Source organism: Chryseotalea sp. (assembly GCF_057350905.1).
The window spans coordinates 60,448-75,353 of record NZ_JBMRCF010000010.1 but is presented as its reverse complement, the minus strand read 5'-3'; the positions used below and the strand labels follow the sequence as shown (position 1 = coordinate 75,353).

Here is a 14,906-nt window from a genome sequence, read left to right as displayed (position 1 = left end):
CTATGCGTGTAACGGCCAAAAAATCAAAGGGGCTTACAAAAGCAAAAAAATCGCTCCCAAATGGCAAAAAGATTAAGACCAAAGAAGAAGTTCTTAATCTTTTGGAAAACATTCGCGGCACAGGTAAAGGTATATGGAGAGAAGATGCCCAGGTTTATGTGAATAAGCTCAGGGATAATGACCGATTCTAAAATATTTTTCGATTCAGCTCCACTTATCTATTTGGTTGATTTTAATGAAGTTTGAAAAAAGACTTCGTTGGTTCATGTCCAAATTACTGGCTACTTAAAAGCAAATGACAAAAGGCCACAGCAATTAAAGAAATTAAGGTTATTTTGGTGAAAGAATTATGATTGGAGAATACAACACCTCGCGTCCTGACATTATTTTAAAAGAATACGGACGCAACGTTCAGAAACTAGTGGAATACATCCGCTCACTTCCTGATATTGAGAAGCGTACTGAATTAGCTGCCACCCTTATTGAGCTGATCAAGCAACTGAACCCTACCATTAAAGAACAGGGGGAAGACCCACAGCGCATGTGGGACGATTTGTATATCATGGCTGATTTCAATCTGGATTTGAACAACCCCTACCCTGTTCCCAAGCCTGAGATTCTGCAACGCAAACCCAATAAAGTAGAGTACCCACAATCGCGTATCAAGTTTAAACACTATGGTAAAAACATAGAGTTGCTGGTACAGGAGGCGCTTAAGAAAACAGATCCCGAAGAACGTCAGGATGCGATTATCTATTTGGGTAAACTAATGAAAACTTTCTTTGCCAACTGGAACAAGGAAAATCTGGATGATTCTGTTATCCTGCGCGATTTACAATTGCTATCAAATGGCGCCCTTAATGTTAACATAGAACAAGTTCGTGAAGACAATATGTTTGAAAAACTCTACAGGGAGCGTAAGACCACAAGACCGCATGGCAATGGAAATCATGGCAATACGTCAGCCGGAAGTCATCAAGGGGGAGGCAAACGTCATCCTGGCAACAGACCCTTCAATAAAAACAAGAATAAATTCAGAAGAAGAGACAACAACATTTAATTCATTGTCTCCATTCTTTATCATAAAAGGTTTCATGTATGTGAAGCCTTTATTTTTTTAACAGCCATTACCACCACTTAACCATGAGCATTTTTAAAATTAAAGGAGGCAAAAAATTAAAAGGCGAAATCATTCCGCAAGGTGCCAAAAACGAAGCACTTCAAATTGTAAGTGCTGTGCTACTTACCGATCAGCCTGTTACCATCAACAATATTCCTAACATCAGGGATGTCAATAAACTCATAGAGCTTGTGGGTGATCTGGGTTGTAAAGTTGAAAAGCTAAGCAAAGATTCATACCGTTTTACCGCAGCAACCGTGAATGTTAATTTTCTGGAGACTGATGAGTATAGAAGCAAGGCCTCTGCCCTGCGTGGCTCTGTTATGTTGGTTGGCCCCATACTCGCACGCTTTGGTAAAGCAAGTTTGCCAAAACCTGGTGGCGATAAAATTGGCAGAAGAAGATTAGACACACACTTTCTCGGCTTTCAAAAATTGGGTGCCAAATTCAATTTTGATGCGGCTGAACATCTTTTTCAAATTGATGCCTCAGAATTAAAGGGTTGCTACATGTTATTGGATGAAGCTTCAGTAACAGGTACAGCCAATGTATTAATGGCGGCCGTACTGGCCAAAGGCACAACAACTATCTACAACGCGGCCTGCGAACCTTACTTACAGCAGCTGTGCTTGATGCTTAATCGCATGGGTGCAAAAATATCAGGTGTAGGCTCAAACCTCCTCACCATTGAAGGTGTCGAAAAATTAGGTGGGACTGAGCACACCTTGTTGCCCGACATGATTGAGATCGGTAGTTTTATCGGCCTGGCAGCCATGACCCAATCTGAAATCACCATTAAAAACTGCCGCATTGATATGCTCGGCATGATTCCGGATATTTTTAAAAGACTGGGTATTAAAATGGAATTTAAGGGCGATGATATTTACATCCCTTCTCAAAATATTTACGAGTTAGAAACCTTTATTGATGGTTCTATCCTAACCATTGCTGATGCACCCTGGCCAGGTTTTACCCCTGACCTACTCAGCATTGTGTTGGTAGTGGCTACGCAGGCAAAAGGCACTGTGCTCATTCACCAAAAAATGTTCGAGAGCAGGCTCTTCTTTACTGATAAGTTAATTGACATGGGTGCTCAAATCATTTTGTGTGATCCGCATCGCGCCACGGTTATTGGCCTGGAACGCAAACAACAATTGCGCGGCATCAAAATGTCTTCACCTGATATTCGTGCCGGTGTTGCTTTGTTGATTGCAGCCCTTTCTGCAAATGGTGTGAGTGAAATTTCTAACATCGATCAAATCGATCGCGGTTATCAGTACATTGATGAACGCTTGAAAAATCTGGGAGCTGATATTGAGCGTATCTAAATCAGCGCGACAACACGAGTTGTCCCTGCTTCAGTACACCATTAGCAAAACGAATTCTGTATAAGTATAAGCCTGTTGGTAATTGATCTTCAATTCGCAGGCTTATATAATTTTTACCCACATGCCAGTTGGTGGCAGGTAAACTTCCTTCATACATTAGCTTGCCTGTGGTATTGATCAATTCCAGCCATGCGCCTGCTGTAACATTTTCACCCTGAATCATCAATTCAAAATTTAATGTACCATGATTCGGATTGGGATAGGGCGCAGACAATATGGTTTGGTTTTCATCGCTAACCTGAAATGTAACTTCGTAAGGAAGTTCTCCACTTATATTACCCCGGCTGTCTTCTGCAAATACTTTTAGTATATAGTTACCAACGGGTAAGTTAACCGGACTGAAGGTGGCTGCAAAAGGACTCTCAAGACTTGCTGCCTGCCATTGCACATCCGGGCGTGTAAAGTAAATAGGAGAAAGTAAACAGTTTGTCTCGCATGGGTATTGCAATAAAATACGAATACCTGCTGTATCAGTTTTTAAGATGAGTTCATTCTCATCCCAAACACTAATATCGATACGAGGATTCGCTGATACAAAATCACCGTTCTCTACAAGGCGTCCGTCAATCAATACCTGCAACACAGGGCTTTGTCTATCTACCAACACATCAAAAGCATTTTTAAGGCTCAATAAATTGTTATCGTAAAACAACTCAGGTACTATGCGAGGATTTACCGTAAGCTGAACATCATTTAATCCTGCTTGTTTCAGGGTTGATACATTTAATTCAAAATCAGTGGTGTCATTCGGTGCAGGCGCTTTAATTTTAAGTGAAGCGGCTGTTGTTTGATTCGTTAATTGGTTTGTTGATGTATAGTTTACCACTAGTGAGTCAGCAAAATTTTTAGTGCTAATGTTTGTAAAACCAAAACTTTGAGTCCATGTTAGTCCTTCTTCCAATACTTCGGTTGTATCAAAGTTCTGAGATATCAATATGCCCTCGGCAAGCGATTCATATTCCACCAGCCAAAATTGCAATTGCGCTGGCGTAAGTGCCACCGGATCATTAGTTTGATAAACCAAACGGAGGTAAGGATAAACACCTGCATCAATTACACTTAAGTCTGTGGTAGTTGTCAGGTCTTCAAGCAATACACTGGATGTGCCTGTATTACTAATTCGGTAAACAGTAACTGCTGCCACATCATCAGCAAAGGTTCTTGCTTTTAGTTTCAGCTGATACCAGTTATTAGCTGGGCCTACTAAGGCAGTTTGCATAGCGCCAGAAGCTGTTCTCCCCGTGATCGATCTGTTCACCACCAGCTCTTGTTCTGCTGCAGGCGAAAGTTCTGAGGTAAAAAGCAAGGCCTCTCCTGCTGCTATTGTCTTCTTGCCATAAAATACAAAAGGCTCTCCATCATTAATACTTGCCAGCTGTGTAGAACTAATGCCAACCTCAGCAAGCTTTGTTATTACATCTGTATTCCAGCCGCTCATGGCAGGATTACCAATAGAAAACAAAACAACAGAATCACCAATAGCCACATTGTTAATGGCTTGTATTAAATCATTCACACCATTGGCGTATACTTCCGTTGGTAAAAAACTAACAATTATCTGAGGTTCTCTTCCGCAAGAGCGTGGGTCCTGAAAAGTAAAAGGAATAGCCGCATACGGCACCGTGCTGATGCGGTTAAAGGCCAGTAGATTGATTGTATTGTCTCTGCAAGGTTGCCCTTGTGTGGCCAGGTTGTATTCAGCGCCATCAATTTTTACAGACACTTCATTAACGGGCGTGCTATTTAAATCACCAAAGGTTTTAATCAGTACTGGTGTTACAGTCTCTTCAAAAAAGATCTGCCGGGCCGATGCATCCAACAGCATATTAGTGACTGTATTATCAAGGTATTGTGGAAAAGCGATTTGTCCCCAACCTTCTGTACTGCCTGCTATATAAGTGAACGAGCTTTCTTCCCAAGCACTGCTTTCATCTCCAGAAGGATACAATAAGCGTGTACGCCAATAATAAGTAAGTGAGTCATCAGGCAGCAGCGTCAATGCTTGTCTCCCTAACACTTTTGCTTCAACAGTAAATGTTTTCAACCAGTCGCTGGTGAGTAAATGGCTGGTGTCAATCATTACCTCGAAACTACGCAGGGAGTCCAGCAGGTTGGCGCTTTGAAAAACAAGTTCTTGCTCGGTTGATTGGACAATACCGAAATTACTTGGAAATAGATTTTTAGTTCCATTCAACGGAATGAACAGATTGTAGGAGATCAGGTTATTATCCTCACGCAATTCATTAATAACGTCTTCTGCATCAATATAAACTTCAAATCTGTTGCTACCCGCAAAAGCTATTGAATTAGGTATGGTAATGTTAAGTGTGTCTTGATAAAAAACGGGGTTAAACAAAGAGTCATAGCTCAGTATTGTATTATCCGGTAATAAACGATCGATGCGCACAAGCAATTTTTCATCATCTGCTCTCCCAAAGTTTTTAACAACTAATTTCAAGCGAATTGCCGGTGATAGAGAATTGACAGCTTTTCCGTCTGCAGACTCAACCTGAAGCGAAGTGTTTTCAATGTGATAATCTGGTTTTTCTGCACCAAACAATCTTACGGCCGGATCGCCCAGCAAAACCATTTGCTGCACCTGAGAGACATTGGTTGCTGTAGCAAAAACATTTTCCAGATATCTTCTGGCTACTTCTTTTTGTACATCGCCAATACCTTTCTTTAAAAAAGTAGAATCGCCATACGCCACCTGATAGAAAAAATCAGAATAACGTTTTAATGTTGATACTAAACCAAAGGAGCTGTGTGCAATAAATCCAACGGCTCCTCTATTGGCTGCATTTACCCAGTCTTCACCGAAGAGTATGCCATTACCAAAAAAAGCGCCTGCATTACAACCATTAATCAGCAACATAGGGTACTTACCATCATTGGCATATCCCAGAACAGGATCTGTAGCAAAACCAATATCAAAATCGGTGGTAGATGTAGAAGAATGGCCGAAGAAAGTGATCAGTCCCAGGCCATCATTAACTTCATTTGAAATGTTAACTAACTCCTGCGCTTGTAAAGATCTTTTTGCAATGGCTGACACAGCACCGCCCAGGTAAACGTCTTCTGCAACATTGGCAAAACCTTCCATATACCCTTTAAAAGTTTCAGGTTCACCTGTTGCTATACCCCCGCTTAAATGGAGAATTCTTTTGCGCCATAAATCATTAAAGCCTGCACCTTCCTGCTGAATTACTTTATTAAGATATTGTATTACCTGTTCCGATCGTGTTATACTCAACCTGCCCGTGGCAATGCCTGGTTCATTTGTGTTAGGATCGCTTAACCCAACACTGTATAACATATCTGAAGCGGGATAACCGGCAGAAGGAACAAAGTCTTTAAAGACAGTAAAAGCACCTGGGTTTCGGTAGTATCGGTTGGTTAAATCCAGACCTTTACCAATGATGAATAAATAATCAGGTCGCTTTTTGGTTTCCAGAAATTTCAAAAATCTGAAAATAGCCAGGGGTGTACTTTCACCATAGGTAAACTGATTATACAATTGATCAATAGTAACACTTAATGTATCGTAGCCACCACCTGCAGCCGATGCTCTGTAATCTACATACGCTTTTAAGGGATTAGCACTCCCCAAAGCCGGTCGTTGAAATTGTTTGTGCGATATGATGAGGTAATCCGGACTTACTGAATTAAACGACCTGAATACAACTCGTTTTATACCACTGGGTGTGGTTGTCTGGTTAGTGAGTAAAATACTTCTGGCCGTTTGTGTATTATCAACTACGGCATTGAGTGTGGTGGTTTGTGTGGTGCCAATTTGAATCGGATTGTTCTCATCACTGATATCAAAAATCCGGGCTGCGGTTGGTGCATTTTGTATTTCTATGTAAGACTTATTGGCAACATTGCTTGCCATGGTAAAGGTGCGTTCATTTTCTGCATTAAGATTATACGTTCTCGGCCACTTAACCTTAGCGTAGGAAACACTGACAAAATCGGCACCACCAGAACCGACTACTCTTACACGAATGAGTAATGTTCCAGATGCCCCAATATCAGACCACGCTAGATTAGTGGTAAGGGTATTGGGTTCAAATCCGAAAAAATTTTGAGTGGACAACAAACGTAATGAAGCGGCATTGGCCCCCACATAAATTTCCGTCACGTGATTATTCAAGCCTCTGCCCAGCACTTGCAATTCTAGTGTTGGTAAACCACCCGCAATTACACCCTGACTTATACCGGTAAAATTTATATCCGTTGTATTGTTCTCTCGTACAACAGGTCCTGACCAGCCTTCACCTTTACTAAAAGAAGTGAGGTTTACAAAACTGTTAAACGTTTCACCGATAGCATAAGAAGAGGAGAAAACCTGTAGTTGCTCCTGAAACTGAAAAGTCTCCGCTGGTAAAGCGCCCGCATTGACTTGCGAAAAATTATTCATGCGCCTGCCTTGCGCTAAAGGATTAACAGTTAAAAAATAATAAGCAGTATCGTTGTAGAGATTATAATAACCGTGCGGTATGTTGGTATTGGGTTTGTAGAGAAAAGCATCTAAGGCACCATCATTTTTTTTGCCATAAAATTCCAAAAACTCTGAAGGATCAAAAACAGCATCAGCAGGACTTTGCTGATGTTGAACTGAAATAGCTTGCTCAATACCTCTATGGAAAATTTGCAGGCGCCTTGGATCAATCTGACCAACTGGTACACCTGCAGCAGCGAGGTCTGCCTGCGTTAATTTGAAAATGCCATCCTTGGCAACGGGTATTTTATAGTAAGTCTGACCGAAATTGATCCATTCATTACCTGTTTGACCAAAACCTAAAGCTGGTAATAACACCAAAAGCCAAAAAATCCTCTTCAAATGCATCTATTCCTCTTTCTGTACCCTCTATACAGGGTCATTTGCGAAGGTAAGCAAAAGCTGGAACATGCATTTTTTTTGTTTTTAAGCACTTTTTAAAAATATTTTAAAAATTTACATACAGTACTTGGCCATACATAGTACTTTGCCGTATAATAACTCAGAAAGCGATAAAAACGGCTTATGAACCTCGAAAACACACAAGTACAAATGCGAAAGGGTATTCTGGAGTATTGCATACTCCATATTATAGCCCGGGGCGAAGTGTACGCATCCGATATGCTGGATGAACTGACTTCTGCCAGAATGATTGTTGTGGAAGGAACCCTCTACCCCCTGCTGACCAGGTTAAAAAATGCTGGTCTTGTTGAGTACAAATGGGTAGAGTCCAAGTCCGGACCGCCCCGTAAATACTATACCCTGACCGGTGACGGAACTCATTTTTTAAATGGGCTTACCGAAACTTGGAATGACTTAGTACATTCGACCTCAATGATAACCGCCAAAACCAGCCTTAACGCCTAAGCACCAACCCTGATTAACCTGATTATGAAAAAGAATATAAGCATCAACATCAGCGGCATCATCTTTCACATAGAAGAAGATGGCTACGAATTGCTGCGTAAATACCTTGATTCGGTAAACCGCTATTTCTCAAATTTTGAAGACAGCACTGAAATATTAGCCGATATTGAAGGTCGTATCGCAGAAATATTTCTATCGAAGTTAAATGACAGCAAACAAGTAATTACTGCCGAAGATGTTAACGCCCTGATGAGTATTATGGGTAGCGTTAACGACTTCAAGGCTGCTGAAGAAAGTGAATTTGCCGCTGAGTCTGCCAGTGCTACTAAAGACTACAGTCAAAAAGAAAAAACTGCTGACAGTAAACAAGAACAAAAAGCAGGAAGCGGATCATCTTCTAGCTATAAAAGCAATGAACCCAAGCGCTTGTACCGCGATCAGCAAAGACAGTTTTTGGGTGGTGTGTGCGCAGGTTTGGCTAACTACTTTAATGTAGATGCTGTCTGGATTCGTCTGCTCTTTGCCCTGCTCATGTTTGCTTATGGCACTGCAATTCTGCTCTATATCATACTGTGGATAGCCGTACCTGGTTCTCATAACCTTGACGAGCCAGTGGTAAGCAAAAAATTGTACAGGGACTCAGAAACCAAAGTGTTGGGTGGCGTGTCATCAGGTATTGCCGCTTATTTCGGAATTGATGTAGTAGTTGTCAGAATACTTTTCCTGATCAGCTTCTTTTTCTTCGGAACCGGATTCTTACTTTACATTATCCTATGGGTAGTATTACCTGAAGCAAAAACGGTAACAGAACGCATGCAAATGCAGGGAGAACCTGTAACCTTGTCGAACATTGAATCGAACATAAAAAAAAATATCAATGAAGACGCCAGTAAAGAGGAAAGCACCTTAGCTAAAGTATTATTGCTTCCTTTCAGAGCGCTGGCCGCCATACTTACTGCCTTCGGAAAAATTCTGGTGCCCATTGTTGAAGTGATACGACTTGCCTTTGGTGTATCTGTTTCCATCGTAGCCATTATCATGATTTTCAGTCTCTTTATTGTAGCTGGTGTTTTCATGGGTATGTTTACTACATTTCCAGAGTGGCTAAGCCTTGGGCCTATAACCAATTCCACTTTCCCGCTTCACGCATTTACCAATAGCTTTCCTCCGTTCTTTATTGCTACATCGTTTATTGTAATCCTTATTCCGCTGGTGTATGGCCTATTGTTAGGTATATCCATCATCGTTAAACGAGTAATCTTTGGTGCTACCATTGGCTGGTCATTGTTTGCTATGTTCCTGGCAGGTGTTATTGTACTCAGTATCATGATTCCCCGTATTGTCTACTCCTTTAAAGATTCTGGAGAGTATAAAGTTGAAAATGAATTCACACCAACAGGTAAAACCCTTGTTCTCAACTTACACGAAATAGGGCTTGATGACTATAATGCCACAAAGCTTACACTCAAAGGTCATGATAAACCTGTAGTAAAACTGGTGCAGCGTTTTGAGGCGCAAGGCGAGACCATTGCTGCCTCGATCGAGAATGCTAAAATGGTTGACTACTACTATACTTTTACTGACTCCGTATTTGTATTTGACTCTAACCTCAAGTTTAAAGAAAACGCTTCGTTCAGAGCACAACAACTTGACATGGTATTGTACATTCCTTACAATATGCCGTTTGTAATGGACAGAGGAATGTGTCGTTTCATTACACAGTATGTATCGTGGGATGATTTTGACAACGAGACCTGGAATATGACAGACCGTGGTTTAGAGTGCTTGTCTTGCGAAAGCTCTAAGACAGCAGACATGAATAACAACTGGAGTTTTGATGAGGTAGAGATAAGCGGCTATGTTGATGTTACTATAGTAGAATCGAGCAGCTATGGTGTTGAGTTGATCGGGAAAAACAGTGAGAAAGCTAAATACACCATTGAGCAATCTGGCAATACTCTGGTCATCAAGTATCGAGATTTCAAAGAAGACAAGAATTTCAACTGGCGCAAGGATATGGTTTTGTTTGATGAAGTAGAAGTCAGCATTTCCATGCCCTCTCTTGAGAAAATTCAGGCCAAAGGTGCTGGTAAAATAAACTTCCGTGGTTTCACTAGCGATGATGTTGAAATTGAATTGCTGGGTGCCTTCCGTGCCAGAGGAGAGTTAACTGCACATCACTTATTGGTGGATGTTAAAGGGGCTTCAGAACTTGAGCTAACAGGTGAAGCCAACAACCTGGATGCTACCATTGCCGGTGCTTCCAGACTTAAAGCCTATAACTTTGAGGTGAGAGATGCCATTGTTGAAACCGTGGGGGTGTCCAGCGCCCAATTAATGGCGACAGGTGTACTTGAGTTAAAGGAGGGTGTCGGTAGTTCCATTCGTTACCGTGGAAATCCGGAAGAGGTAAAAAAGAACTAAAAAAGTGTTAAAACACTAAAACCTGATACCGAACTTTACGTTATACAAACAACCTAAAATTGTAACCCTAACCACCCCGCGTATGATTATTATTCTAGCTCTCTTGATTATGTTAGTGATCAGTTGGATTTTCTAAACTGACACTTTTAGTATACAAAGCCATGCCGAACAGCATGGCTTTTTTTTATGCCCGCACTTTTAAGCAACAAAACCAATCACCTGTTTTTAAAGCCCGCATCCTATAGATATGAACGGGAGATGCAAACTCAAAAAGGTTGACCTCAAGCATCAACAGGTGGATTCTTCAACGTTGATCAGCCAACCCACTTATATTTGTTGAATAATAGAAAACCTGATCCACATGAGAATACTGCTGATTTTTGGAATTGTTATTCTGTTAAGTCATTCTTTACACGCGCAAAAGCAAGGAATTCGTGGAAAAGTAACCTGGTCTGCTGGTAATCAAATGCCTGGCCCTGGCAAGAAAAGCAATTCTTCAAAAGGTATTAAGCGCAAAATATATCTTTATGAAGTTACCACTCTTCGGCAGACTATTCAGGAAGAAGGTTTCTTTAAAAGTATCAATACAAAACTGGTGAAAGAGGCCAAAAGCCGCAGCAATGGCCGTTTTTGCATAAAACTCCCACCCGGCTCCTACTCTGTATTTGTTCAGGAGTCCAAAGGACTTTGGGCTAATTTATTGGATGAAAAAGGGCAAATCAATGTAGTTCAAATCAATAATGGCGCCTGGACTGAGCTTGACATTAATGTCAATTATATGGCAGCATACTAAAATTCTCAAAAATTTCAGGGAGGCATGCAACCTCCACACCCTTATCCGCATCTTGCCGTTGAACCCTAATGAATGGCATTGACTGTACATAGACTTAGCGAAGAGCAATTATTGACTGGCTGTCAGCGCAATGATCGCACAGCGCAGCAACAGCTCTATGCCTGCTATTCAGGTAAAATGTATGCCCTTTGCTGCCGCTATGTTAAAAACAAAATGGAAGCAGAAGATGTGTTGGTAACAGCCTTTACCAAAGTATTCGATAAGATCGATCAATTTAAAAGCGAAGGGAGCTTCGAGGGATGGATCAGAAGAATTGTAGTCAATGAGGCCCTTACCTGGATTCGAAAAAACAGGTCTCTATTTCTGGAGACCGATCTTGAAAAAGCAGACTTCGAGCCAGATTACGACAAACTGAGCGATCACCTGGAAGCCGAAGATTTACTTCGCATGATACAAGCCCTGCCAACAGGCTACCAATTGGTTTTTAACCTTTACGCCATTGATGGCTACTCCCATAAAGAAATTGCCGAGCAGCTCAACATCAGCGAGAATACCTCAAAGTCGCAGTTGAGCAGAGCCCGTGTTTATTTACAGAAACTATTAGCCCAGCAAGACTGGGATCTACAACAAAATTTTAAGCGTGATGAAGGTACCAATCGATAAACTATTTCGCGAAAAGCTGGAGCAGCATGACCTGGAGGCGCCACCGTTGGCCTGGAGCAGAATTGAAAGTACTCTCCCTGAAAAAACGCAATCTTTTCTCTGGCTTAAGATTGCCGCCAGCCTTTTAGTGCTGATCGCTGCCACAGTTTTATTGTGGCCGCACGAAGAAAATGCCTCGCTTATGGTTGACAATAATAAGCCTACCGAAAAAACGATTAACAACAAACAGAAAGAGAAAGCAAATAAAGAAACTGAGAAAGCAAAAAGTAATACAGAAGAAAATGAAATTAAGACAGATCGTAAAAAAGATGTAAAGCCGGATAACAAATCTGTTCAGCCAAAGCCCACTCCTCCTATCATGAATTTTTCGAAGCAGGAATCACTGATTGCTGTTAATGAAAATCCTGAATTGAAAAAAGAAATAATTATTAAAGAAGAAAACAGTGTTGCAACATTAGATTCTCAAGCTACCATTGAAACAGTAGAGCCGGCAACAGCTGCAATAAGCAATAACGAAAGCAGTACATTGGTGTTAGCAGCAAATGATGTTTCAAAATATTTAAAACATACTGCTGTAGCAGATGCAACCATTGAAGAAGAAAACACATCTTCATTTCGTAAGCTGTTAGATAAAGCTGCAGACCTGAAAAATTCAGATTCAGGTTTGAGTGAACTCCGACAGAAGAAAAATGAAATTCTGGCGCTGAATTTCCGAAATGATAAACGTGAACGAAATAACTAATTCCATGACTAAGACTTTAATCACCTCCGCCCTGCTGCTGTCTTTTCTAACAGGAGCTCATGCACAAACCAAGAAGCCCGATACTGTAATTGTTGAGCTCGCTAAATCCAGCAAGTTGATATTTACTATCAGTGATCGATCTGATTTGACAACTTTAAAAGCATACGATTACCAGGCACTCTTCAAAGACATATTGGCAAAAATAGAAGCAAAAGATACTGCACTGGTTGCTGTTACTCCATCTCTCACTGAAAAATCGTTTAACAAAGAAGACTGGGGTGATTTTGATAATAGAGATGAGGATGAAGATGAGGATTGGAATGCTGACCGGAAGCGAAGCAGGCACTACCGAAAAAACCAGGGCTTCTTTAATTTCGACCTTGGTACAAATAATTTCCTGCAGGATGGAAAGTTTCCTGATGAAGACAATGCAGACTACGCTGTAAGGCCTTGGGGAAGCTGGTATGTTGGTTTTAATTCTATTCAAAAAATAAGAATCACAGGTAAATTCTATACTGAATTAGGGCTCGGCATCAGTTGGTATAACTTCAAGTTTCAAAATGATGGTTTAGTAATGACTAAGGGTGACAATGAAGTTTTATTTTCTCAGCCCCTTCCTGAAATTAATCCGGTTAAAAGCAAACTCACTGCCAGCTATATCAATGTATCAGTAGTGCCCGTTATTGACTTCGGTAGTCGTCCGCATAAATCATTACTCTGGGGTAATAGCGATGCCTTCAGAATGGGCGTTGGTGCTTATGCCGGTTACCGCATCAGTAGTTACGCAAAGCAAGTTTATAAAGTTGATGGTGATGTAGAGCGTGAACGTACCCGCAGTAATTTTTACCTGAATAACATTCGCTATGGTGCACGGTTGCAAATGGGCTACCGCGGTACCGATATCTTTGTAAACTATGATTTAAATGAGTTGTTCATTGCTGACAAAGGCCCTAAACTCAATGCCTTTAGCTTCGGTGTAATCTTCTGATAACACCAGCATCTCATCAACATAAAGCCATCAATGATAAAAACATTGGTGGCATTTTTAATTCTTAAACTTAGTTTTATTGTACCCGCTTTCGTGGTAAGCACGAAAGATTTCCACAGACTGAGCCCAGGTTATCTGGGTTTATTTTGAAATCTAAGACTAAATATTTTAGAATTCACCACAGTTCCTCATCTTGATTTCATTAACTCTACCATAACCTACTGAGTGTTAGTTAGGGTTATGTAGTTCTGTTTCTAAAAATCACACACCGAAAATCACTTCCCGCTCGGATGGTTTTAGTTTTAAATCAGTACATAAACGCTGGCGACTTGGCCAGTAAAAAAGGAAAGAAAGCAAGTATATGCAGTAGATCATCAACAGCCACTCCCAATTAAAAAGGTAAACACAGAGCGTAAGGATAAGCGAACCAGACAACAGCATGGAAGCTCTTATCAAATTGATTTTTGCATAATCATCCATACGCTCTCCTAAACTGGCTTTTGCTATAGTTTTTACCAACATCATACGCGTTAGTATAGCAACAATTGAAGCCTCCATAAAAGCCATGGCAACCAGTGCATACAGGATAAAATATTCCTGCTCAACGTTCATAACAGGGTCAATGACTTTTGTCATCATCAGGTAGAACAGCAGCATAAAGAGCAAAATGCCACTGAAGAAAATGATCAATGTTCTGTTTTGCAGTCGGGAAAAATATTCAGTGATTGAATTGTAGTGCATACACGAATTACTATGGCAAATTATTCATATTTTTGAATAAAGTGTTGTTATCATGGGAGAAGTACTATCAAGCTCATCAAGAAAGGCACAGGTAATCAGAGTAGCTGCCGAGTTGTTTCGGGAAAAGGGGTACGTTGCTTCCAGCATGCGGGACCTGGCACAAAAGCTGGGCATAGAAGCGGCAAGCCTCTACTCTCACATCAAATCAAAGGAAGAGATACTTCACATACTTTGTTTTGATATGGCTGAAGACTTCATGGCTTCGCTGGATCAGGTGGAGAAAAAACAAAACCTCACGGCCAGCCAAAGACTACAACAAGGTATTATCGGGCATATTCAGGTAATGGCGCGCGATTTGACCGCTTCGGCTGTTTTCATGAACGAACACCGTCACCTGAGCCAGCCCTTCCTGCGCGATTTCCTGCTACTGCGTATCAACTACATCAATCGCTTCAAGAAAATGATTGAAGATGGTGTGGCCAATGGTGAATTCAAGAAAGAAATTGACAAAAAACTGGCTGTCATGACACTGTTTTCCTCCTTGAACTGGATGCCACAGTGGTATAACCCCGATTCGGTGATCGATCCTGAATCTCTGGGCCAGCAATTAGCCGATATGTTAGTAAATGGTCTGAAACAAAATAGGTAAAACACTTGTTTTACTAACGATTGTTAGCTC

The 14,906-nt window shown here is 41.0% G+C and carries 12 protein-coding genes; 10 read left to right on the top strand and 2 right to left on the bottom strand.

The features are described from left to right. The first annotated feature begins 2 nt into the window (after positions 1-2). From ACO1XM_RS13730 to murA, 3 genes are all read left to right on the top strand, one after another. Positions 3-191 carry a hypothetical protein gene (locus ACO1XM_RS13730; protein ID WP_486229923.1) on the top strand — a complete coding sequence of 63 codons (189 nt, stop codon included), beginning with the start codon at positions 3-5 and terminating at the stop codon, positions 189-191. A 158-nt stretch (positions 192-349) separates the two neighbouring features. Continuing rightward, positions 350-1,060, top strand: coding sequence for a DUF4290 domain-containing protein (locus ACO1XM_RS13725; protein ID WP_486229921.1), 711 nt, complete (start codon positions 350-352; stop codon positions 1,058-1,060). Between the two features lie 83 nt (positions 1,061-1,143). Further along, entirely contained in the window at positions 1,144-2,448 is a 1,305-nt protein-coding gene (gene murA / locus ACO1XM_RS13720) for a UDP-N-acetylglucosamine 1-carboxyvinyltransferase (protein ID WP_486229919.1), read from the top strand. A gap of 1 nt (position 2,449) precedes the next feature. Here murA and porU2 read toward each other — a convergent pair whose 3' ends face one another. Then, entirely contained in the window at positions 2,450-7,351 is a 4,902-nt protein-coding gene (gene porU2, locus ACO1XM_RS13715; protein WP_486229917.1) for a putative type IX secretion system sortase PorU2, read from the bottom strand. Between the two features lie 183 nt (positions 7,352-7,534). Here porU2 and ACO1XM_RS13710 point away from each other — a divergent pair, with 183 nt between their 5' ends. From ACO1XM_RS13710 to ACO1XM_RS13685, 6 genes are all read left to right on the top strand, one after another. Beyond that, positions 7,535-7,876 (top strand): PadR family transcriptional regulator, encoded by a 342-nt coding sequence (locus tag ACO1XM_RS13710; RefSeq protein ID WP_486229915.1) that lies wholly within the window; start codon positions 7,535-7,537, stop codon positions 7,874-7,876. Positions 7,877-7,900: 24 nt separating this feature from the next. Continuing rightward, positions 7,901-10,300: a PspC domain-containing protein gene (locus ACO1XM_RS13705; protein ID WP_486229913.1), complete on the top strand. Its 2,400-nt coding sequence runs from the start codon at positions 7,901-7,903 to the stop codon at positions 10,298-10,300. 361 nt (positions 10,301-10,661) lie between these two features. Further along, positions 10,662-11,093, top strand: a complete 432-nt coding sequence (locus ACO1XM_RS13700; protein WP_486229911.1) for a carboxypeptidase regulatory-like domain-containing protein — start codon at positions 10,662-10,664, stop codon at positions 11,091-11,093. Positions 11,094-11,165: 72 nt separating this feature from the next. Next, positions 11,166-11,756 carry an RNA polymerase sigma factor gene (locus ACO1XM_RS13695; protein WP_486229909.1) on the top strand — a complete coding sequence of 197 codons (591 nt, stop codon included), beginning with the start codon at positions 11,166-11,168 and terminating at the stop codon, positions 11,754-11,756. Next, positions 11,737-12,498, top strand: coding sequence for a hypothetical protein (locus tag ACO1XM_RS13690; protein ID WP_486229907.1), 762 nt, complete (start codon positions 11,737-11,739; stop codon positions 12,496-12,498). Before ACO1XM_RS13695 ends, ACO1XM_RS13690 begins: the two co-directional genes overlap by 20 nt. Positions 12,499-12,502: 4 nt before the next feature. Then, positions 12,503-13,486: a hypothetical protein gene (locus ACO1XM_RS13685; protein ID WP_486229905.1), complete on the top strand. Its 984-nt coding sequence runs from the start codon at positions 12,503-12,505 to the stop codon at positions 13,484-13,486. A gap of 261 nt (positions 13,487-13,747) precedes the next feature. Here ACO1XM_RS13685 and ACO1XM_RS13680 read toward each other — a convergent pair whose 3' ends face one another. Then, complete coding sequence (locus ACO1XM_RS13680) at positions 13,748-14,227, bottom strand: hypothetical protein (RefSeq protein ID WP_486229903.1); 480 nt, start codon at positions 14,225-14,227, stop codon at positions 13,748-13,750. Positions 14,228-14,279: 52 nt separating this feature from the next. Between ACO1XM_RS13680 and ACO1XM_RS13675 the strand changes: the two genes are divergently transcribed. Beyond that, positions 14,280-14,876 (top strand): TetR/AcrR family transcriptional regulator, encoded by a 597-nt coding sequence (locus tag ACO1XM_RS13675; RefSeq protein ID WP_486229901.1) that lies wholly within the window; start codon positions 14,280-14,282, stop codon positions 14,874-14,876. Positions 14,877-14,906 lie beyond the last annotated feature (30 nt).

Excerpts from the sequence above, each read along its gene's own strand:
- ACO1XM_RS13730 (WP_486229923.1), top strand. The coding sequence starts at position 3 with ATGCGTGTAACGGCCAAAAAATCAAAGGGGCTTACAAAAGCAAAAAAA.
- ACO1XM_RS13725 (WP_486229921.1), top strand. The coding sequence starts at position 350 with ATGATTGGAGAATACAACACCTCGCGTCCTGACATTATTTTAAAAGAA.
- murA (WP_486229919.1), top strand. The coding sequence starts at position 1,144 with ATGAGCATTTTTAAAATTAAAGGAGGCAAAAAATTAAAAGGCGAAATC.
- ACO1XM_RS13710 (WP_486229915.1), top strand. The coding sequence starts at position 7,535 with ATGAACCTCGAAAACACACAAGTACAAATGCGAAAGGGTATTCTGGAG.
- ACO1XM_RS13705 (WP_486229913.1), top strand. The coding sequence starts at position 7,901 with ATGAAAAAGAATATAAGCATCAACATCAGCGGCATCATCTTTCACATA.
- ACO1XM_RS13700 (WP_486229911.1), top strand. The coding sequence starts at position 10,662 with ATGAGAATACTGCTGATTTTTGGAATTGTTATTCTGTTAAGTCATTCT.
- ACO1XM_RS13695 (WP_486229909.1), top strand. The coding sequence starts at position 11,166 with ATGGCATTGACTGTACATAGACTTAGCGAAGAGCAATTATTGACTGGC.
- ACO1XM_RS13690 (WP_486229907.1), top strand. The coding sequence starts at position 11,737 with ATGAAGGTACCAATCGATAAACTATTTCGCGAAAAGCTGGAGCAGCAT.
- ACO1XM_RS13685 (WP_486229905.1), top strand. The coding sequence starts at position 12,503 with ATGACTAAGACTTTAATCACCTCCGCCCTGCTGCTGTCTTTTCTAACA.
- ACO1XM_RS13680 (WP_486229903.1), bottom strand. The coding sequence starts at position 14,227 with ATGCACTACAATTCAATCACTGAATATTTTTCCCGACTGCAAAACAGA.
- ACO1XM_RS13675 (WP_486229901.1), top strand. The coding sequence starts at position 14,280 with ATGGGAGAAGTACTATCAAGCTCATCAAGAAAGGCACAGGTAATCAGA.